Below are 19,298 nucleotides of genomic sequence, written 5' to 3' on the forward strand. Positions count from 1 at the left end.
GCAGCGTCCCAGCGCCGACGCGCACCCAGCGCAGCTTGCGCTCAGGCGTTCAGCCAGCGCCCCGCCGCGCGCTGCAGAGCGTCGTCTGCGCCCGGGCTCAGCAAGGTGAGCGTTCCTGCGTGGTCCGGCGCACGCAGCAGGTCCGCGTCGGCCAGCAGCCGCTGCACCCGCCGGGCCACTGGTTGCCCGGTTTCCAGGATGCGCACCTGCGGCCCTGCCAGCTGCTCGAACAGCGGCAACGCGAAGGGGTAGTGCGTGCAGCCGAGCACCAGCGTGTCGATCTGGCCTTCCGCGCTGCCCAGCGGCCCCAGCGCCGCGACGTACTGCGCGCACAGCGTTGCGACCAGCGGCGCGTCGTCGGCCTCGATGGCGGCGGCCAGCCCGTGGCAGGCCTGCAGCCGGAACAGGGTGCGGTCCGCAAGGCTGTCGTGCAGCCGCGCGAACTTGGCGCTCGCAAGCGTGCCGCGCGTCGCCAGCACGCCCACGTGGCCGGTGCGCGTGGCGTCGGCCGCGGGCTTGAGGGCAGGCTCGACGCCCACGATGGGAACCTGCGGCCACTGCGCGCGCAGCAGCGCAATGGCGGCCGCGGTGGCGGTGTTGCACGCCACCACCAGCAGCTTGGCGCCACGCGCCTCGATCAGCTCTTGTGCGATGGCCAGCGATCGCCCGGTGACGAACGCATCGCCGCGCTCGCCGTAGGGCGCGTGCACGCTGTCGGCGAAGTACACCAGGTCCTCGGCCGGCAGCAGCGCACGCAGCGCGCGCAGCACGCTCAGGCCGCCGATGCCGCTGTCGAAGATGCCGAGAGGGGAACTGCTCGAGGACATGGAGGCATTGTCGCGGCCTCCGGTGTGCGCCGGGGCCGCTGCGTGCAACGGTGGGGCGTTCAGGCGGCGGCGACCGCCACGCCCTTGAATTCACCCGTGGCGATGCGTTGCTGCCATTGGGCCGGGCCGGTGATGTGCGCGCTGGTCCCGCCGGCGTCCACGGCCACGGTCACCGGCATGTCCACCACGTCGAACTCGTAGATCGCTTCCATTCCCAGGTCGTGGAAGCCGACGACCCGCGCCTGCCTGATCGCCTTGGACACCAGATACGCGGCGCCACCCACGGCCATCAGATAGGCGCTGCGGTGCTTCTTGATCGCCTCGATCGCTACCGGCCCGCGCTCGGCCTTGCCGATCATCGCGATGAGGCCGGTCTGCTCGAGCATCATGTCGGTGAACTTGTCCATGCGGGTCGCGGTGGTCGGGCCCGCAGGCCCCACGGCTTCGCCCTGCACCGGATCGACCGGCCCCACGTAGTAGATGACGCGGTTGCGGAAATCGACCGGCAGCGGCTCGCCACGCGCCAGCATGTCCTGGATGCGCTTGTGCGCCGCGTCGCGGCCGGTGAGCATCTTGCCGTTCAGCAGCAGGGTGTCGCCCGGCTTCCAGCTCGCCACGTCCTCTCGCGTGAGCGTGTTCAGATCGACGCGCCGGCTCTTCTGGGTGTCCGGCGTCCACTGCACGTCGGGCCACAGGTCGAGGCTCGGCGGATCGAGATAGACCGCGCCCGAGCCGTCCATCACGAAATGCGCGTGGCGCGTGGCCGCGCAGTTGGGGATCATCGCCACGGGCTTGCTCGCAGCGTGCGTCGGGTACATGCGGATCTTGACGTCCAGCACCGTGGTGAGGCCGCCCAGGCCCTGCGCGCCGATGCCCAGCGCGTTCACTTTCTCGTACAGCTCCAGGCGCAGTTCCTCGGTCGGATTCGAGGGGCCGCGCTGCAGCAACTCGTACATGTCGATGTCCTCCATCAGGGACTCCTTGGCCATCAGCATGGCCTTCTCGGCAGTGCCCCCGATGCCGATACCCAGCATGCCGGGCGGGCACCAGCCGGCACCCATCGTGGGCACCGTCTTGAGCACCCAGTCCACCAGCGAGTCGCTGGGATTGAGCATCACGAACTTGGTCTTGTTCTCGCTGCCGCCGCCCTTGGCCGCTACGGTGACGTCCAGCGTGCTGCCCGGCACGATCTCGGTGAAGATCACGGCCGGCGTGTTGTCGCGGGTGTTCTTGCGCGCGAACTGCGGATCGGCCACCACGCTCGCGCGCAGGGTGTTGTCGGGATGGTTGTAGCCACGCCGCACGCCTTCGTTGACCGCGTCTTCCAGGCTGCCGGTGAAGCCCTCCAGGCGCACGTCCATTCCGATCTTCAGGAACACGTTCACGATGCCGGTGTCCTGGCAGATCGGCCGCCGGCCGGTCGCGCTCATCTTGCTGTTGGTGAGGATCTGAGCGATAGCGTCCTTCGCCGCCGCGCTCTGCTCACGCTCGTAGGCGCGGGCCAGATGCGCGATGTAGTCGGCCGGGTGGTAGTAGCTGATGAACTGAAGTGCGTTCGCTACCGACTCAATTAGGTCAGCGGCCTTGATCGTGGTGGGCATGCGTTTTCAGGCGTGTTGTCAGTGGCAGAGCACATTATCCCTTCACCTCAACATCGCCAACCTTGCCCGCGCCTACGAGCGTGAGCAGAGCCCCGCGGCCAACTCCGCACCGCGCAGCTTGATCCTGCTGAAACAGTGCCTCCACCAGTGAGCCGTTGCCAAAAGAGCTGCTGAGCCACTAGGTCTCTGCTTGAGGTCGTTAGTACAAGAATGCATCCTGACTTTACGCAAATTTTGTACAAACTGGCAGGAGCGTAAAGATGAGTTTGAAGCTGCGCGGAGGCGTTTGGCACTTCCGCAAGATGATCAACGGCCACATCATTTCCCGAAGCACCAAGACAAGCGACAAGAAGCTGGCCGAGCAGATCGCAGCCAAGTTTGAGCACGAGGCGGTGAAGGAGATCGTGTTCACTGGGAACAAGCCCATCACCCTGCATGCGGCTATTGAGGGGTTCTTGAAGGCCCGCAAAGGAACGGGTGGGCACACGAACGCATGCGTCCACATGAAGCACTGGATGGCTCTTCCAGACGTACCCATGAAGGAGCTAAAGCTGTTCCAAGTGCAAGAGGTCGTGCAGCGCAGGCGCGATGCTGGCGCTGCTCACAACACCATCTGCGTGACTGTCGGGTACTGGAACGCGCTACAGAACTTCTGCACCAGTCAAGGTTGGACTCCTGCTATCAAGCTGGAAGGCATGCGGCCTGAGAAGACCCGCATCCGCGTTCTCTCAGTGGATGAAGAGACGCGCATCCTTGCTGCCATCGACCCAGCAGCGAAGTTCCCCGGCAAGAACCCCATCAACATTGCCCAGAGGCGGGACAACCAAGACCTGTTCCTCATGCTGCTGCACTTGGGCTGTCGCTTGAACGAGGCACAGAAAATGAAGTGGTCGCAGGTGGACTTCCATGCGAACACGGTGCTGATCCACCGTTCAAAGGGCGGTGTTGATTCGCAGGTAGTGATGTCGAACAAACTGCGTGCCATGTTGGAAAGGCGCAGAGCAGAGAACCAGGGCGTTTACGTGTTCCCCGGCAAAGCTCTGGCAAAGGTAAACACCTCTTGGATCAACGAAGCAGTTGAGCGCGCGGCCATTGATCAGACGTCTGGCAAGGTGACGCTCCATACGCTTCGTCATACCTTTGCCACCAGGGTTCTTAAAGCTGGTTTGTCTGTTGTGGAAGTGCAGGGATTGCTGGGTCACAAGAACCTTGCTAGTACCACCGTGTACATGAACGTTCAAGCCAACGCCGCTGCCGTGCGAGCAGCAGAGATCATGAACGCGATGGGCTAAAATGTCTCGATGCCCATTGTTTTCACCTACATAGCACCAGATCCTGAGCAGGACGGTGACCTCCACAGCTTCACTGCCGTTAGTGAGCTTGACGGCTCGATCCACATTAGTCGTCCTGAAGACCTCCAGGAGCTGGACGACATTGCAAAGCGCATAGCTGCCGAATACAAAATCGACGAAACCACGGGGGAAGGTGAGGGAGTAGCCGTTGTCGGTAGGTGGGTCGAATACTCAACCGTTCACTTTTCGGCAGCAAACGGCATGATGAAGAGCCAATCCCTGACCAAAGCCGAGTGCAACCTGACTGTTGGGTTTGTGGACGAGAAAGACGCAGTGCAATTTCGGCTGACTTACCCGGTGCGTTAAGCCTTGTATTCTGCAATGTAGGCAGCTAGGGCCGGGTCGCCTATCTTAAAACACTGGATGTTGTTCTTGGAACACCAGTCCCGATAAGTTGTCTTGCTGCCTTTGTTCAACGGCGTTTCGGGGTTGTTGAACACGAATACCAGCTTCAGTTCTGGGTGCTGTTTAAGTGCGAGCAGCGTCTTTGTCCGCTCCGCACCAGTAAACCTCCCCTTGCATTCCACGTAATGGTGCTCGCCTAGCTTGAAGTCGGGCGTGTACGTGCGTGCCTGGACATAGAGGAGCTTGTCGGTTTCGTAGGGGAGGGCGTGCTTAGCGGCAAATGCCTTTTCTAGTGCGCTTTTGTAGTGTGCCATCCGGTACTTAGCAATTAACACTCTGCTAAGTACAGGTATGGAAACGAACAAACCAAAACTTCTAATGCGCTTTCATGGTCAGCGCCACGCATACTTGAAAAAGGGCAGGGCGTGGAACCTAACCTTTGAACAGTGGTGCGAGCTGTGGGAATACAGCGGCAAGTGGGACCAACGCGGCAAGTTCAAGCACCAATACTGCCTTTGGGTGCTGGACAAAGATCAACCCTTTGAGCTTGGCAACGTGGCAGTGATGACCTGTAGTGAGCGCGGCTTCGCTCCCATCAGGATTGGATGTCAGTCTGAGTGGCGTGCTGCTATCAGCAAAGCGCACAAGGGGAAGAAGCACAGCGAGGCAACGAAAGCAAAGATGAGGAAGCGCACTTCAATTGGGGGACGACCTGTGCGCCTAGAGATTGAGGGGGTGGTGTACGAGTCCCTTACTGCTGCTGCGAAAGCCCTGGGGATCTCACAACCCGCTATGACTGCACGCCTGAAAACGGGCAAGTGGCCCTACAAGGTGCTGTGATGCCTACTAGCGCAGACATGGACGCGGTAGTTGATCGCCTCACTTGGTCGGGTGAGGACGCAGTTATCAGTAACCCCTTTGGCGCGTTCAGCAGGGATGACGTGCGGGCGTACATCACCAGCGAAACGGTGGCGGCTGGGGTAGCAGCAGGCAAACTTACGGTGCTGTGCCCTTGTATTACGAAGGATGGCGCATGGCTGACTCCCCAATGAGCGCGAGCGGCGAGCAGATCGATGCGGTGCTTGATCGTCTTTCCTGGCGTGAGGATGACATCGTTTTAGAGCTGTGGGACTTAACGCGCAACGAGCGTATTGCCACCTATGACCGCGAATGGGCTTCTTGTTCCTTTGAATACAGCCTAGTGGCAAGCAACGAGATTTACGTCACCGACAGGCCCGTTCAGTTCCGCATAGTGCGTGACTTCCTAGATGCTGATAACAAGCTATGGCAGCGTCCGACTATTGACACGCAGCCGTACACGAATTGAGTTGGTTGACCGCATCAATCTCACACGCGGCTCTGTTTTGATTGTACTCAGCTTCGCACGTCGGGTTTCCCTGGCACATTACAACGTCGTATGTGGTTTGGCACACATGCGCTGCCTGGAGATAATTTGATAGGCAATTCTCCGAGCACGTGGGGCCAGAGTTGCCATTCAGGCAGACGTTTTGCGCCACTTTCGCTTCTTGTACGCAAGCCTTCTGAGCGCCGGCTCTAAGGCTGGGCGAAAGGAAGTTCAGACTCTGCGCACAGTAAGCCACCGCACCGGAGTACTGCGACTGGCAAAACTTTGCATCGGCAAGTTGAGCGTTCGCGAACGAGGCAGCGAACAGCGCTCCTGCAAGGAAGAGTTGTTTCATAGTCTGGGCCGTGGCAGTAGAGGAGGGGGAGCGATGCTAGTAGCTGGAGCGGTTTCGTCCATAGCAGGTTTGTCCCGCAGACTTTAGATACAGCGGTGCGTGCTCAGCGGGCGACCCAAGCTCATCATTGACGTCGTGCTGGGCGACCGGCATGATCCCTGTTCTGCTTTCTAGAAGGGAAATGATGAAGTCAGCGGCCGTTCTGTTGACCCTTGCTCTCGCGTGCAGCGCGCAAGCTCAGTCTGCGCTTGGGTATGACGTCCCCGACTGCGGAACGTGGGTGCGGCAAAACGATCCAGCGCACCGCTGGTGGCTGCTTGGCTTCATGACTGGCATCAACTCTGGCCTGCGGCACGAAGCGAAGGGCGATCCCTTGCAGGGACTGAAGGGGGATCAGATCTTCCTCTGGATGGACAACTTCTGCAAGGCTAACCCGCTGAAGAACGTCCACTATGGTGCGAATACTCTTTACGCCGAGCTGCACCACCGCGCAGGGTCTAAGTGAACATGAGTAAAGGGTGGCTCAGACTCGGAGTGTTTGCTACGACGCTTTGGCTGGTAGCAGTGGTTGGCCTCTTTGCTTGGGAGCGGGTACACCTCTGGGGGTGCGGAGTCGGCCCATGGGTTGAACATGGCGGCAGGGACTATTGCGGACATGTGTTCTGGTTCTGGGTAAGTGATCCACTTGCTTTGTTCGACACAGGCTGGCTGACAAAGAATGGCAGCAGCGCGCAATACCCCTACACTGCGCTCCCAGATTGGGCTCGGCTTTCCGCTTTGCTGGTCCTCCCGCCGGCGTTTTTTTGGGCCGCAGGAGCTGGGTTAGTTTGGGTCAGGCGCGGCTTCGCCCAACCGAGCAGTTAGGGAGAACAGGAGTTAGTGATGGGTGGTGTGGTGAAGTACAGCGTGGCGCTTGCGTGTTTGGCTAGCAGTTTGGCCTACGGGCAGAGCCTTTCCATTAGCTTCATGGGCTTCGAGCTTGGAACGCAACAAGCGCTCGTCATGGAAGAGGTGCGCCGTCGCTTTACGGTTGTCCCCCTTAGCAGCGATCCGAACGGATTTTTCCTCGCTGATGCACCGATGCCGAACGGCAGGTTTGTGGGCGCTCTGGGCTTCAAGGACGGTAAGCTGAACTACATTGAGCGCACCTGGGGCCTCTTTGGCAGCACGACGGACAGCATCAAGGTTGTTGACACGCTCTCGGCGGCTCTTGAAAGTGCGGCGAAGAACAGCGGGTCTAAGCAGGCTATTCAAAACGTAAGCAGGCAGAGAACTCCGCAGGTTGAGTGGACGACGACAAGTTGGGCGTATCCGAAGGGATGGACAGTAACGATGACGGTGCAGAACAACCTCCCTGATCCGACAGACAGGACTATCGAGATTAAAGAGGGTGTTCTCGGCGAGAAAGTCTCTAGGTAGCCCATGAACGCTGAACAGTCAGCTGGCCTGGCGCACAGCAAGGGGCCGGGTGGCCCGAAGTCATGTACCAGATGGTGTGATTGAACAGGGGCCGAAGTCATGTACCAGATGGTGTGACTAGCCACTACCTTCCATGGTTGCCAGTTCGTGGCAAAAGGTACCTGCCTTACCAAGAAGTCAAGCAATGCCGTTCAAGAAGAAAGTCTTTGACTTCGCAACCACCTGAGTGTTGGCATTCACCATGAGGTCGCTAATAGAACAGCTATGGCTACGTGGCAAGAAAGACCAGATGCCACAAGCACTTAGGCGATGTTGTTGACACTGGTATGAATGGTGCGTAAGTCATTGCCATAGCTGTTCGACCATAGCCTTTGTCTATGTTCACAGGCGTGCCATGCAGTACAAGGTAGGTATTACTGTATGGCTTCGCTATTCACAGACGCACCAGATGACGTTGTTCACTGAAATACTCACAGGGCACCTGACTGCCAGTTTTGGCGTTGCTTTGGCGCAAATTCATTTGGTGTGACGTCTAGGTGCTTCACCATGCGACGTGGCTGGCATCGCTTACCAAATGGTTCAGGTCTTCAGTTGCGCGTTGGTGACGCTTGGCGGTTGTGAATGGTTTTCCAGCCGCAAAATGGCTCGTTGTTTGGTTGCGAATTCATTTGGCAATGACACCAGATGACGTACCATACGACGCAGCCACCATGCCTTACCAAATGGTTCAGGCGACTAGACGCTTGGTGGTGATGCTCCAATGGTGAAAGAGGGAGCCAATACAGGACTCCCTCAGTACAGGCGCTGTTTCGACCTGCATCAGCACATTACAGACTTACCCTGGAGTTAGCTGCTTCGGTCATGTCGTTTACAGCCCGCACCGGGAGCAGCAATCACATGTGCAATGCGACAATGAATACTGCGGGCTATCGTATGTATGCCAGTCTAGCTATCTGGCACTAGATAGCAAATTAGAACTGGTTTTAGTCAAGTCTAAAGAAGGTACTAACCGCTGAGGTATGGGTTTAAACAAGAGCCAATGCCTCACCAAGACGTCTGGCAGCCCCATGGTGCGTCTGGTAGGTTTTGTTCAGCACCCAGTACGTTCTTCCGCTACTTGCCCTAGAGGCATGGTTCGGCCGCACTTGTTGTAGACGTAGGGAAGGGCGTTGATGAGAGAGCGTTCAAGCCTGTTGCGCTGCCACTTACCGCCGCACTGCTGAATGACATTGAACCTAAACCAGTCAGGACCGTAGTAACACCAGTCGTATTGCAGTGCCTCGTTGGAGTGACTGTTGTTGTTTAAGTCCCTTTGGTGCGTCTGCCATCGTTTTTCTAGGTCCCCCGTTTGGCCCACATAGACCCACCCATTCACGACGTTTGTTATTGTGTAGATGCCTTCTTTCATGCCTGTATTGGAGTGCCTTGTATGCGTGGCATCAAGAATCGCTTGATTCTTCAGGAGTGAACAGGATTCCGTCTGAGGACAGGAATGGAATTTTCACTTCCCACGTTTCTTCTTTCCAAATAGAGCTGTTCAGGATCAGCTCCGAGGGAACCTTGCACTCCGAACGGAACCGAAAGAAGCTCATGTGGGGGAGATGGAGAACGAGCACTACATCATCGTCATGCCAAGTCAAGCGTTCGATCACGTCATCAATGTCTTTCTCAGAGGGTGGATTGTTCATGGTGTTGTTTGGTGGCAGTCAAGTCTTCATCCGACTGGCTCGTAGTGTTGAAATCTACAGGACTTGACTAAAATTTTGATAGGGGCGCTTAAAAGCGCTATTGGTAGAAAAGAATGGTGTTCCTGCTGTCTTGGCTATCAGAAGACAACCAGATAGTCATTAGCCTGGGGATACACCATGCCTACCTTGTAGACCTTTCCTTGGTGTACCGCCCTAAAGCCGTTTGCTCTTAGCCACGTTGCTGCCTTCCTCGCATCTGCTTGGCTAACGTTCTTCACACCCAACACCTTGAGGATGTTCGTGGCGTTGAGTCTCAGCGTTTCTGCTTCGTGTACGGGCTGCCTCAAGAACTTGTTCAGGAAGTCTCCGAGGGTTATTACGATCTTCCCATCTGGGGTGTTGAACGGTGCGTTGAGTTCTTGGTTGAGTGCCATGCTCGGATTTATCTGAGCTGGTGAACTGCGTTGCTCTTAGCAGCAGAGGCTAAGCTGGAGAGGGAGAAGTTCCTGGGCACGCTCACGATGAGTCGTTACCAGATGAAACATTCACTGCAAGGTCCGCGCCAAGCTAGCGTTTTAACTTCTAGAGCGATACTGTCCGACGCGTACGAGGGGGTCTTCGTACATGCGTCCTCTTCCGTCCTACAGCAGCCTAGTTCGACAAACACATCCAGGAGTGTCCCATGAAGAAGTTTTTCTGCGTTTCTGTCGCCGCAGGTGCCGTGCTCGCAGCTTGCGGAGGCGGCGGAGGTGACGTGGCGCTCCTTGATGTGGTAGACAGCAAGTCACTCGCCACGCGGGACGTTGTTGATTCTCAGCAATGGGGCTCGGACGCTCCGCTGCGAATCAGCAATGCGTTCTATCGAGCGTACGACCCTACCCTGTGGATCTATCGCGGTCCGTACTACAACAGCTACTTGCAGCCATTCGTCACAAGCAATGACGGCAAGCTCAGCAAAATAGTAGTGAACCAGTGTTCGGACTACTACTTGGGAACGTATGTCTTGCGAATTCGAAGAGGAGATCAGTTTTCTGATCCAGTGGAAGGCGAAATCCAACGGTCGAACGAAGCAGATCCAAGCCTTGGTTCCGCAGCGTGCCCGAATGATTTCTCTAGTCCTGTAACAAGCGCGGTGGAAGTTGTGTATGACCTATCCCAACTAAACCTTGCCGTTACGGCTGGTGAACGGCTCAGTTTCTCGATAGAGTATTTGGTCCTACAGGGACTGCCTGTGCCTTATGCAAACTATGTCGGCGTGGACCGGGTTAACGGTGGTTTGGAGACCCTCGACAATACTGACGCCCGACGGCTATACGACACTCCAGCCGGTGCGGGGGAAGAAAAGATCCCGGGAGCTAAGTTGCGACACAAAATCCTTGTGGCCGTGCCCGCGTATTGGGCCTTCGGCGGGTTTCAGGCGCCAATCAATCCTGACGCGATGAATTCCGTGAAAGCTGGACAAGGTGTTCCGGTCAAGTTCAGCTTCGGTGAGGACAAGGGAATGGACATCCTCGATGGCGTACCCCAGGCCATCGTTACGAGCTGCACCTCTGGGGAAGTTGAGCCTATTGAAGAAACGGTCAGCACTGCCGGCAGTTCGGGACTACAGTACGATCCGCTGACAAAGCTATACACCTACGTCTGGAAAACGGACAAGAAGTGGACTGGCTGCAGGCAGTTGGCGATGAAGTTCAAGGACGGCTCTACGCATCGAGCTAGCTTCCAGTTCAATAAGTGACCGATTTCCGCCGCGCTGCTGCCCATTTCAGATGAAGGGCGCAGCGGCCTTGTAGACCACGTAGACGCCTGCTTTCAACGCCCCCGCGCACAGGGCCACCTTCCATACGAGGCTTCCCGCTGCCATCAGGATGCGGGGCAGGCGGTCGATGCCGAGCGCGGCCAACTTGACTACCGGCTTGTCGTTCGCGAAGTGGGTCAGCCAGTCGCTGTCCTGCGGGTCTTGGGGCGGGGGCATGAGGGGGTTCCTCCAACGCATGCCCATCATTGTCCCTGACGCTTACGAGCACTTAATCGGGTTCTCTGTCAGGCTGCACCTGTCATCTTGGTAGGTGAACGAGAGACAAAAGAGAAGCCAGGGACAGTCCAGTAGGTGGCAAGTATTCTCTTTCGGCGTTTTCGCAACGCTGATCGGCTAGTAGTGCAGGTCGTAGCGCGTGTTGTCCTTGTAGTAGGTGAGCAGCGGGTTGTCCTTCTGGATGGTGAACATGCGCTGGACGCTCACGGTGGTCTCCCTGTGCGGCTGTATGGGCGTTTCACGCAAGCCGGTCTGCACCTTGTAGTGCAGGTTGCCGTGACGGGTGTTGTTGAAGCCCTTCTCGCGTCCCGAAGGTACTGGCCTTCACCACCCTGTTCCTGGTCGGTGTAGTGGGTGTGCCCCTAGGGCTGATCGTCTGTCCTAGGGGCTCTGGTCGCGTCTTAGGGCATGGGGCGAGCAGCGCCAATCTACACCTCGGCATGCGCCAGCCAAGGAGCGAAGCGACCACAACCACCTGACAGCCCAAGAACCAATCAGTTCTGCTTCTCCCAGGTGGTTATTTCTTAGAAACCCGGCGGAGCCCGTAAGGCCAAGCGGTGCGAAGCGAGCGCCGGCCAGTGAGCGAAAGCGAACGCAGGGCGAACGCCTTGTCTTGTCTGAGCGGAAGCGAAGGCAAGACAACCCCGAAGGGGAGAACACATCTGCGCCTTGCGAGCAAAAGGCAAAGAATGCGCCCTAACGCCAGTGGTCGAATAATGAATGGGATACCGCAGCAGCATTGTTAGGGTGACAATGCACGATACCAGCTGGTATCGGCAAGCCGCTGCGCATTCGCTTCCGCTATCGCTCCGCTCATTGCTTGCTGCTGCATTGACTCAACAACAATCATTGGACGTAGGTATCCTTTAATCCTCCTCCCCGCGTGTACGGAAAGGGTTGCCCTAACGCATCCTCCTCTTAAGGCGTCCTGCTCCTGCAAGTTACACCTACTGCACTCAACCCGTTTTCATGGGGTCTGTCGCGTTTGCCGTTTCGTCCTGAGTGCGCAGTTATCTCAGGCGGCCTGGAAGCTTTAGCTTCTCGTCTTACTGCAAGTCCCGTAGTTGGCTTGTCTCAGACCATGGCAGGATGTTCGATCACATCCAAAAGGTGAAAGCCTCAAGAATGGCGGTCCTTGAGGCTTTCTGTGTTGAGTTGATTGCATTCAATCAACCCTACATAATCTGTGCTTCGCAACGACCGCCATCGTTGCCTTCATGTTTATTTATGCAGGATAGCTGAATCGGCTGCACAGCGCAAAATTCACTTTTGGGTCTGCTGCGCCTTCTTGGCCCTCGCCATGCGCCCAGCTAGACCAGGGCTGAACTTCGGGCATTTGCTAGCTAGCTGAGAGCAGCAAGGACGCCCCTGGAGCGTAAGGAACGCCGCACGCTCCCCACAGTACGTACAGAACTGGCGATGCACCACAAGCGTCTGGCTAGGTTTGGTGCAGTCCCACTGGGCAGCCCATGCGGCTGCTGCTGCTTGCTGCTTCAGCTTCGCAATCTGCGAGGGGTGCAGCTGATGCTTGCTCGCCTGCGTGATGTCTGCTGCCAGCCCATGCAATGATTCTGGTTGAACGCGCTTCGCCGGGCGTCCGCTCCGTTTTTTGTCTTCCACGTTGTCGCTACCTTGTTGGAAAGTGGTCTATGCCACTACTTACCTCGCTGCGGATGTGATTCCACTCTGCTTCGGAACAAAGAAAGTTATTGACTATTCACTTGATTTTGGCGTAAAGCATTAAATACGGTAGTGCAAGCAAATGGTGCTGCATAGGTTTAGGAGACCAACAACATGAACAACAACAAGACTCTCGTTCCCCGCGATCTAGACATCCTCGTAACCCGCATCACAGCCAAGACCGTTTACTACGACCTGTGGCTAGGCCGACAAGGCGAAAGCTGGCAAGTACCAGCGGAAAGTACCTTCGACATTACACAGCTAGAGCCAGGTAAGCGATACAAGGTTAAAAGCAAGGTAATCCGCTCCCGTGTCTGGAGCCACAAGGCGCAGCAGCACGTTTTTGCTGATCGCTATGATTGGGTTGCAGTCACGGAGATTCCACCCCAGGCAAAGAGCACGACACGCTCAGCTAAGCAGGCTGAAATGGCAAGGAGCCTTGCAGAGCATCCGATTGCGAACGAAGACCTGTTTACATGGGGGAAGGACGCGTGAACTACGCGCTACACAAAGCAGGTTTGATGCAGGCAGTGCTTGCAAGTGATTGCCCCGCTCTAGGGGCATTCGAGTATTGCGTCCAGCACCAGCTTGTTGGCTGGAGGGAGGCCGAGAAGCAAATTCTTCGGAACACTAATGTAGCCATCGCCTACGTGCGGGCGCTGAAGAAGCGGCGCTGGCCTGCACTTGAAAGGCTGATGAGCAACAACATCAAGCAAACGGTTATGACCAAGCAGCACATCAATGCTGTCATCACACAGGTGCTCTATCACGATGCACTAGGGAGTTTTAGCAGTGCTAAATAATGGTGAGCTGACCTTTCCTCCAAAAAGAAGCGCTCATGTTTGGAACTCCTAAACCAAATAGCTTGAAGCTGTATTCCTCAAGCGGGGGCAACGAATAGGCCCATAGTTCGTTGCTTTGTAGCCATGCAAAAAAGGCCCTTGTGAGAAATCACAAGGGCCTTTTCCTCAGCGGTGCTTCTTACTGGAGTGGCGTGTAGCTGACCGTCACTTCCAATGGGGCGGAAGTAGCGGGTGTGAACGTGATACGAATGTAGTGCGCTGCCGTGTCCAGCGTAGCCGACCATTCACCCAATGGTTCGCCCAGTTCCACGACGCCGTACTCTGTGAGGGCAGCAGTCGTTCCATCATGCCCAACTAGCACTTCTGATGCGTAGACCGCACCGCCTGAAACCTTGCTTGCGCTGCAATGCAGCTTCACAGCGTTAAAGCTATCGGGAATGCTGACGATCACAAACGGGTTTGTGCTGTTGGTAATCGCAGTGCTTGTGTTGGCTGGTGCTACGCGTTCTGAGCCAGCAACAATGCCGCTGCCAATCTCAACGATTGCTTCTTCGCCTGCGTTGCTGATCTTAGTGAAAAGCCTTCCGTCTGCTGTGTTGACGCACAAAGAGCCAAGTGCCAGCTCTGTTGTCGTGGGGCGACGGCCTGGTGTGTTGATCCGGGGTAGTAGGATTTCGCGGCTCATTCTTGTTCTTCTTCTTGTTGTGGTGGCACTAATGCCGCTGATGCTTCTTCTTCGGAATCGAACCATGTCCAGCCATGAACTGGATAGGTGTACGTGTCCTTGTGCTCGCGCCAGAGTTCAAAATGCTTGTTTAGCACGTAGTTTGGCGCGAATAACAGCTCGCCTTGGTATGCGTAGAAGCCTGATGTTGTTTGTGTGTCCATTTTCCTAACCCGAGAGAGTGAAACCTTTTTCCGTCGCGATAGCCCGTTCCTCAGCCGTCAAGCTTGAGGCTCCGGGTGTGCTGCTGATCGTTATTGTTTGCGCGCCATTCGCAGTGCCGAGGCTTTGGAACATCTCCACTAAGGCCGGTCTTTCAAGGGCAGTAAAGGATACGGTGAGTCCATAGCGGAGTCCGGTTAGCACAAGTCGCTGAATCGAAATGCTGTTCTGAATAAATTGGCTGCCGGGAGCGGAAGTGAGTGCCGTGCAGTTTAGAACGATGGAACGCAAGTTACCGCAGTTCTGAAAGGCTGCGCCCACCGTTGTGCAGTTGACTGTTCCAGGCAGATCAACAGTTTCTAGCGACTCGCATCCTGCCGCAAACGAACCCATGGACGTTATCTTTGATGCGTCGATGGGTGGCAACGCGCGGAGGCCCGAACAATTCTGGAACATTCCCGAGGCAGTACCACTGCCACTTCCCAGCCAGTTAATCTGAATGTCGTCCGGGTTTACCAAACCCCTTGTTCCTGAAAACAAGTCAGTACCGTTGAACCCTGAAGAAGTCGTAATCTCGACTCTCTTGAGGTTTGGGCCGTACCCAGTAATGCCGTTTAGCGGAACTGAGAACGTTCCGGCTTTTTGTACCACCAATCGGACACGTTCCAGCATGCCGGAGTTCGACTGTGTTGAACTAGCAGTTGATAGGCTGAGTGAATGTGTTGCTGAGGTTGTTAACTTTGGCAGAGAAGCCGCAATGTCCAGCAACGTGCTTCGCGGCGGAGAGCTTGCGTAGGCACCATGACGTAGACTGAGATTTAAAGACGTTAAGCCTGTAGCTGACGCGGCAGTTATCACGACGAGTGCTTGCCGGTAACCGCGCGAACACCAGGACGCCTCGGGCAATGCGTTGAAATCGAACACCTTTAGAATTGTGGCGCCAGATGCATAGCTGTTCGACGTGCCGTCTCCCCAGTCGATGTGACAGCTTCCAGTGATGTTGAACGATACACGGCGGCCGTTTGGGTGAACTGCAAAAAGCGCGTAGACGATTTCCTCAGACGCGTCTGGCATCGGAACTTCAAGCCAGTCGGGAGGGCGAACCCATGCCAGCGGCGAAGTTGTTCCGCCGCCACTTTGAATAGCGTTAATCTTTGATGCAAAGTCAGCCAGAGGAGCCGCACCAACGGTCACGCCTTTGTTCTCAATGGCCGTCTTGATCGCCAATTTGGCGTCATTGATGGCTGTCAGTTTGTTTGAAATGCTCATGATCAGCTCCCCAGAATCGACGCCAGTGCAGCGTCAATGTCACCAAGCATCTCGTTGAACGTTGCGATCTCGCCTGTGTGCTGTGCAAACGTGACTGCATCAGTGATGCCATAGCCAGCAAGTGTTGTTGGCTTGTTGGTAATGCCAGCAAAGTCAGTAGTGCCAGCGGGACCAGTTTCGCCCGTGTCACCCTTCGGTCCTTGTGGACCCGTCAACCCTTGAATGCCTTGTGGCCCCGTAGGACCTGCTGGGCCCGCTTCGCCAGCAGGACCCTGAGGACCAGTAGCGCCAACTGCTCCGGCAGCACCAGGGGCTCCTTGTGGCCCTTGGGGACCAGTTGCGCCCGTGTCACCCTTCGGTCCTTGTGGCCCTTGCTCGCCTTGCAGCAACGTTGGCTTGTCTGTCAAGTCGTTGTATGAGCCACTGAAAGGTGTTGCCCACACATACTCAAAGTCGGTGTTGCTTTGCTTAGCGAGCACCTGTCCTGTGGTTCCACCGGACATGGCTGAGCGATTCTGGTCATGTAAGAACAACTGTGCGGCAAGGTTCTCCAGTGTCGATGCATCGGCCTTGTCCCCGAGAGCTACAAAAAAGTCTGTCGCGAGCACGTAATTCAGCAAGTTAGGCTTGTCGTTCAGGTCCGCATAGTCGCCGCTGAATAGAACAGGGCGGTTCAGCAAGTCGTTGTAATCGCCCGTAGTTGCCACTTCCGCGAGGTTGATCGGTGTTGACTCGTAGGGAGTGCCTACAAGCACCCCGCCATCCACGTCTGTAGCTGGAGGATTAATCCACGCCGCATCTCCGTCTGCGCTTGATGCTTTGGCGAGTAGCTGTCCGGTAGAGCCGCCGACGGGAATAGCATCGCCTGCCGGTCCTTGTGGACCTTGTGGGCCTGGGATGCCGGTCGTTACGCGAACAACCTGCGTCTGCTTCTCGCGAATGACGATTGTTTTATCAGCCATTGCGCACAACCTCCTTGGTGAGAGTTGCTGTGCCATAGAGCGGACGTTCCACTAGGCCGGTTGGGGAAACTAGCTCAATTCCCCACACCATTTCCAACTCTTCGCCTTTGAATTCGATAGCAGTGGTTAAGCTGTTAGGAAGGTGCAGCATGATGCGGGAATCCGCGCCCTCAACCGAGAGTTGCAAACGACCGTCCTGCGTGGAAGCGGAGAGTAGTGGAGTGGGGGCGTCGATGTTCTTTCGGAACTGCATGCGGGCGGTGTAGCCCCCAAGGTTCCGGTTAACGAACCGGAAATCTACGAAGTAGTCCGCGCCTTGATCAATGATGAGTGATTCTTGTTGTGCCATTGCTGGACCCTCAAATAACACTCATACTTATCAACGACTGGAAGGTGCTACGCACCTTCCTTCACTTATTCACCCGGGGGAGTGGGCCAGTTGATGTGGTGTGGGTCGGCTTGCGCAGTAATGTCGCGCAGCGCTTGACGGTACTGCCGCCAAGCCTGGGAAAGTGGCTGTGCGGTTTCTGTGCTGCGGATCACCCGCCAGTCCGTTGCACCAAGGCGCTTATCACGCTCGGCGCGAACCTCGGCCCATGCTTCGTTCTGAATCTGTTGCGCTGTGCGGCGTTCAACCCACTTCTTCGTAGGCCAGTCCCATTCGTGCTTCGGGTTGGAGCGGATTGGGAAAGGCTTGAACTCACCGGCCTCGTAGTAGTGTTTGTCGTCCGCTACTTCCTCCGCAACTTCGATTGCCGAGGTGCCAGGGATAGGTGGCACTTCATCCAAGCCGTTTACCTTCATAAGCTGGACGATGCGCCCAGTTTCTGTTTCGTACAGTGCTACTTTCATCGCTTGGCTCCAATCGTTACCAATGTTCTGTGTTTTACGTAGGGGTAAACGGCAGCAGAGGTGCCATACCCTGTCTGGCCCGCCATCTCAACTGCATACCAAGTCGAGCCGCTTCGCGCTCCTTCCACGTATGTGATTGTTGTGGAGCGCTGCTCAAAGCTGCGGGTGTTGATTACCTTCTCAAGCAGCACCGCACCGTCATTTCGGACTAGTCTGATGTAGACCGGAAGGAACGTGTAAGATTCGCCTGAATCACCGTTTTGGTGCGTGTGGTAGCTAGGCACGTATTCAACTGAAGCAATCACAACCGTCTTGCCGCCTTCAGCATCAATCCATGGGCTGTACATTACGGGCGTGTACGAGGGGTTGAACGCAAAGTCGTTTGTCGCCATTACGCCGCTCGGAACGGTCACGGCATCAAGGCCAATCTTCAACGTTGTAACTGCACCATTCCCGATCTTTGCGTTTGTGACATTGAGGTCGGCAATCTTCGCGTCGGTGACTTGCAGGTTTCCGATCTTTGCATTCGTGACTGCTGCATCGGCGATGTGCGCGTTTGCAATCGCTGCGCTCGCGATGAATGTGCTTGCGTTTGCTGCCGTAATCTGGCCGCTGATGTTCACGCCAAACTGCGCACCGTAGGTGGCGTTGCTTGGTGGACCGCCTGAAACCCTGCTGTATGCGAGGGAAATACCAGAAGAGAAGATTACGTTTCCGCTCAGGTCTTTAATTTCCAGGCCGCGGGTATCAATGCGGTCTGAGGTTAGCAGTCCTGATGTGATGTTCGACGCGTTCAGGTTGGTGACGTTGACGTTTGCGCTGTTGAGCGTACCGCTTGTGATGCTGCTCGCGCTCAAGTTCGTGACCGTCATTGTCCCTGCGTTGAAAGTGCCGCCTGAGATGCGGTCAGCGCTCAGCGTGCCGGTGGTGATCCGTGCTGCACTCATTGAACCAGTTGTGATCTGGTCAGCAGACAACGTCCCGGTGTAGATGACGTTTGATGCAAGTGAGCCTGCAGTGATCTGCGTAGCTGCTACGGAACCGGCGTAGACAACACCAGCGCCCAACGTGCCAGCTTGAATGTTGGCTGCGGACAGTGTGCCTGTTGCGAAGTGGCTAGTTGTGATGACGCCTGCTTTGATCTTGTCCGCTTCGATGGAGCCAGCTGCCAGCTTGCTTGTTGTGATTGCACCGTCAACGATCAACTGGGCATCTACGCGGCGAACAACGCGGATTAAGCCGTATTCCACCCAGCCAGTTACAGTCTGGTTGACGCCAGTTCCACCGCGACGTACACGGTAAGACATGTACCGTGCGCCATCTGGGACAGTCACAGTGCTGCTAAACGCTGTGGGTGTTGAGATTGGCAGTGCGAAGCCGGTGATGCCGAAGTGCTCTAGCAGCACAGTCGTCTTGTCAGCAGCAAAGAACCTAACATAAACGTGCGCGGTGCCTGTTGCGTTTGACGCGGTATGCATCGTGAAAGTCGCAAGCAGTTGATCCCCAGGTGTGACCGGCACGTATGCTTCTGTTGCTGGTCGGTAGTCCGCAAGGAAGTTGGACGATGCGCTAGTTGTGAGGCTTGCCGTGCCATAGCGGATAACCTTAGACGCCTTGAATCCCACTGGATCAGTAGGAGTCACGATGCTGAAGTGACCGCCAGTTGATTGAACGTATGCATTGTCCGCAAACGTTTCGTCTGAAATCAGGTTCGTGGTGTCTCCCAGCACAAGCTTAGACGCGGTAACGGAACCAGCTACCAGTTTTGGCGTTGTGATTGCGTTGTCGCTAATCTGCGTTGTGCTGATAGTGCCAAGCAGCTTAGATGCTTCAAGCGCGGCAATCTGAGTTGCTGAAATCTGGCCTGTTACCTTGCTTG

At 56.3% G+C, this 19,298-nt stretch carries 23 protein-coding genes; 9 read left to right on the forward strand and 14 right to left on the reverse strand.

Annotation, left to right across the window (positions count from 1 at the left end; translation table 11 throughout):
- Positions 1-41 precede the first annotated feature (41 nt).
- The gene (gene murI, locus WG922_RS13510) at positions 42-827 is read right to left on the reverse strand and encodes a glutamate racemase (protein ID WP_340283194.1); all 786 of its coding nucleotides are present in this window, start codon (positions 825-827) and stop codon (positions 42-44) included.
- Positions 828-886: 59 nt separating this feature from the next.
- Positions 887-2,428 (reverse strand): fumarate hydratase, encoded by a 1,542-nt coding sequence (locus WG922_RS13515; protein WP_340283195.1) that lies wholly within the window; start codon positions 2,426-2,428, stop codon positions 887-889.
- Positions 2,429-2,688: 260 nt separating this feature from the next.
- On the opposite strand from WG922_RS13515, the gene WG922_RS13520 reads away from it, so the two are divergent.
- Both WG922_RS13520 and WG922_RS13525 read left to right on the forward strand, forming a co-directional pair.
- Positions 2,689-3,720 (forward strand): tyrosine-type recombinase/integrase, encoded by a 1,032-nt coding sequence (locus WG922_RS13520; protein ID WP_340283196.1) that lies wholly within the window; start codon positions 2,689-2,691, stop codon positions 3,718-3,720.
- A gap of 9 nt (positions 3,721-3,729) precedes the next feature.
- Positions 3,730-4,086, forward strand: coding sequence for a hypothetical protein (locus WG922_RS13525; protein ID WP_340283197.1), 357 nt, complete (start codon positions 3,730-3,732; stop codon positions 4,084-4,086).
- On the opposite strand, the gene WG922_RS13530 is transcribed toward WG922_RS13525, so the two are convergent.
- Positions 4,083-4,490, reverse strand: a complete 408-nt coding sequence (locus WG922_RS13530; protein ID WP_340283198.1) for a hypothetical protein — start codon at positions 4,488-4,490, stop codon at positions 4,083-4,085. The two genes, WG922_RS13525 and WG922_RS13530, sit on opposite strands and share 4 nt — an antisense overlap.
- Between WG922_RS13530 and WG922_RS13535 the strand changes: the two genes are divergently transcribed.
- The 4 genes from WG922_RS13535 to WG922_RS13550 all read left to right on the forward strand — a co-directional run bounded on the left by WG922_RS13535 (position 4,477) and on the right by WG922_RS13550 (position 7,244).
- The gene (locus WG922_RS13535; RefSeq protein WP_340283199.1) at positions 4,477-4,965 is read left to right on the forward strand and encodes a hypothetical protein; all 489 of its coding nucleotides are present in this window, start codon (positions 4,477-4,479) and stop codon (positions 4,963-4,965) included. The genes WG922_RS13530 and WG922_RS13535 overlap by 14 nt on opposite strands.
- Positions 4,966-5,158: 193 nt before the next feature.
- On the forward strand, positions 5,159-5,452 hold the full coding sequence (locus tag WG922_RS13540) for a hypothetical protein (protein WP_340283201.1): 294 nt from the start codon (positions 5,159-5,161) through the stop codon (positions 5,450-5,452).
- Between the two features lie 557 nt (positions 5,453-6,009).
- A complete protein-coding gene (locus WG922_RS13545) occupies positions 6,010-6,330 on the forward strand; it encodes a hypothetical protein (RefSeq protein ID WP_340283202.1) in 321 nt (106 codons plus the stop codon).
- Between the two features lie 377 nt (positions 6,331-6,707).
- On the forward strand, positions 6,708-7,244 hold the full coding sequence (locus tag WG922_RS13550) for a hypothetical protein (RefSeq protein ID WP_340283204.1): 537 nt from the start codon (positions 6,708-6,710) through the stop codon (positions 7,242-7,244).
- Between the two features lie 1,090 nt (positions 7,245-8,334).
- Here the strand turns inward: WG922_RS13550 and WG922_RS22015 are convergent.
- The 3 genes from WG922_RS22015 to WG922_RS13560 form a co-directional block, all read right to left on the reverse strand.
- A complete protein-coding gene (locus tag WG922_RS22015) occupies positions 8,335-8,652 on the reverse strand; it encodes a GIY-YIG nuclease family protein (protein WP_445322832.1) in 318 nt (105 codons plus the stop codon).
- Positions 8,653-8,683: 31 nt separating this feature from the next.
- Complete coding sequence (locus tag WG922_RS13555; protein WP_340283206.1) at positions 8,684-8,932, reverse strand: hypothetical protein; 249 nt, start codon at positions 8,930-8,932, stop codon at positions 8,684-8,686.
- A gap of 137 nt (positions 8,933-9,069) precedes the next feature.
- Positions 9,070-9,366, reverse strand: a complete 297-nt coding sequence (locus WG922_RS13560) for a hypothetical protein (RefSeq protein WP_340283207.1) — start codon at positions 9,364-9,366, stop codon at positions 9,070-9,072.
- Between the two features lie 248 nt (positions 9,367-9,614).
- Here WG922_RS13560 and WG922_RS13565 point away from each other — a divergent pair, with 248 nt between their 5' ends.
- Entirely contained in the window at positions 9,615-10,670 is a 1,056-nt protein-coding gene (locus WG922_RS13565) for a PxKF domain-containing protein (protein WP_340283208.1), read from the forward strand.
- Between the two features lie 27 nt (positions 10,671-10,697).
- Here WG922_RS13565 and WG922_RS13570 read toward each other — a convergent pair whose 3' ends face one another.
- Entirely contained in the window at positions 10,698-10,907 is a 210-nt protein-coding gene (locus tag WG922_RS13570) for a hypothetical protein (protein WP_340283210.1), read from the reverse strand.
- Between the two features lie 1,854 nt (positions 10,908-12,761).
- Between WG922_RS13570 and WG922_RS13575 the strand changes: the two genes are divergently transcribed.
- Both WG922_RS13575 and WG922_RS13580 read left to right on the forward strand, forming a co-directional pair.
- Positions 12,762-13,142 (forward strand): hypothetical protein, encoded by a 381-nt coding sequence (locus WG922_RS13575; protein ID WP_340283211.1) that lies wholly within the window; start codon positions 12,762-12,764, stop codon positions 13,140-13,142.
- Complete coding sequence (locus WG922_RS13580) at positions 13,139-13,450, forward strand: hypothetical protein (protein WP_340283212.1); 312 nt, start codon at positions 13,139-13,141, stop codon at positions 13,448-13,450. The genes WG922_RS13575 and WG922_RS13580 overlap by 4 nt, the downstream gene beginning before the upstream one ends.
- Before the next feature lie 178 nt (positions 13,451-13,628).
- On the opposite strand, the gene WG922_RS13585 is transcribed toward WG922_RS13580, so the two are convergent.
- The 7 genes from WG922_RS13585 to WG922_RS13615 all read right to left on the reverse strand — a co-directional run.
- Positions 13,629-14,135 (reverse strand): hypothetical protein, encoded by a 507-nt coding sequence (locus tag WG922_RS13585; RefSeq protein WP_340283213.1) that lies wholly within the window; start codon positions 14,133-14,135, stop codon positions 13,629-13,631.
- Positions 14,132-14,338 carry a hypothetical protein gene (locus WG922_RS13590; RefSeq protein WP_340283214.1) on the reverse strand — a complete coding sequence of 69 codons (207 nt, stop codon included), beginning with the start codon at positions 14,336-14,338 and terminating at the stop codon, positions 14,132-14,134. Before WG922_RS13590 ends, WG922_RS13585 begins: the two co-directional genes overlap by 4 nt.
- A gap of 4 nt (positions 14,339-14,342) precedes the next feature.
- A complete protein-coding gene (locus tag WG922_RS13595) occupies positions 14,343-15,605 on the reverse strand; it encodes a hypothetical protein (protein WP_340283215.1) in 1,263 nt (420 codons plus the stop codon).
- A gap of 2 nt (positions 15,606-15,607) precedes the next feature.
- The gene (locus WG922_RS13600; protein WP_340283216.1) at positions 15,608-16,567 is read right to left on the reverse strand and encodes a hypothetical protein; all 960 of its coding nucleotides are present in this window, start codon (positions 16,565-16,567) and stop codon (positions 15,608-15,610) included.
- Complete coding sequence (locus WG922_RS13605; RefSeq protein ID WP_340283217.1) at positions 16,560-16,916, reverse strand: hypothetical protein; 357 nt, start codon at positions 16,914-16,916, stop codon at positions 16,560-16,562. Before WG922_RS13605 ends, WG922_RS13600 begins: the two co-directional genes overlap by 8 nt.
- Positions 16,917-16,981: 65 nt before the next feature.
- Complete coding sequence (locus WG922_RS13610; protein ID WP_340283218.1) at positions 16,982-17,419, reverse strand: tail fiber assembly protein; 438 nt, start codon at positions 17,417-17,419, stop codon at positions 16,982-16,984.
- A partial coding sequence (locus WG922_RS13615) for a hypothetical protein (RefSeq protein WP_340283219.1) occupies positions 17,416-19,298 on the reverse strand: 1,883 nt, incomplete at its 5' end. The genes WG922_RS13615 and WG922_RS13610, both read right to left, overlap by 4 nt.

The organism is Ramlibacter sp. AN1015 (assembly GCF_037726105.1).
In the GTDB taxonomy this organism is placed as follows: Bacteria; Pseudomonadota; Gammaproteobacteria; order Burkholderiales; family Burkholderiaceae_C; genus Ramlibacter.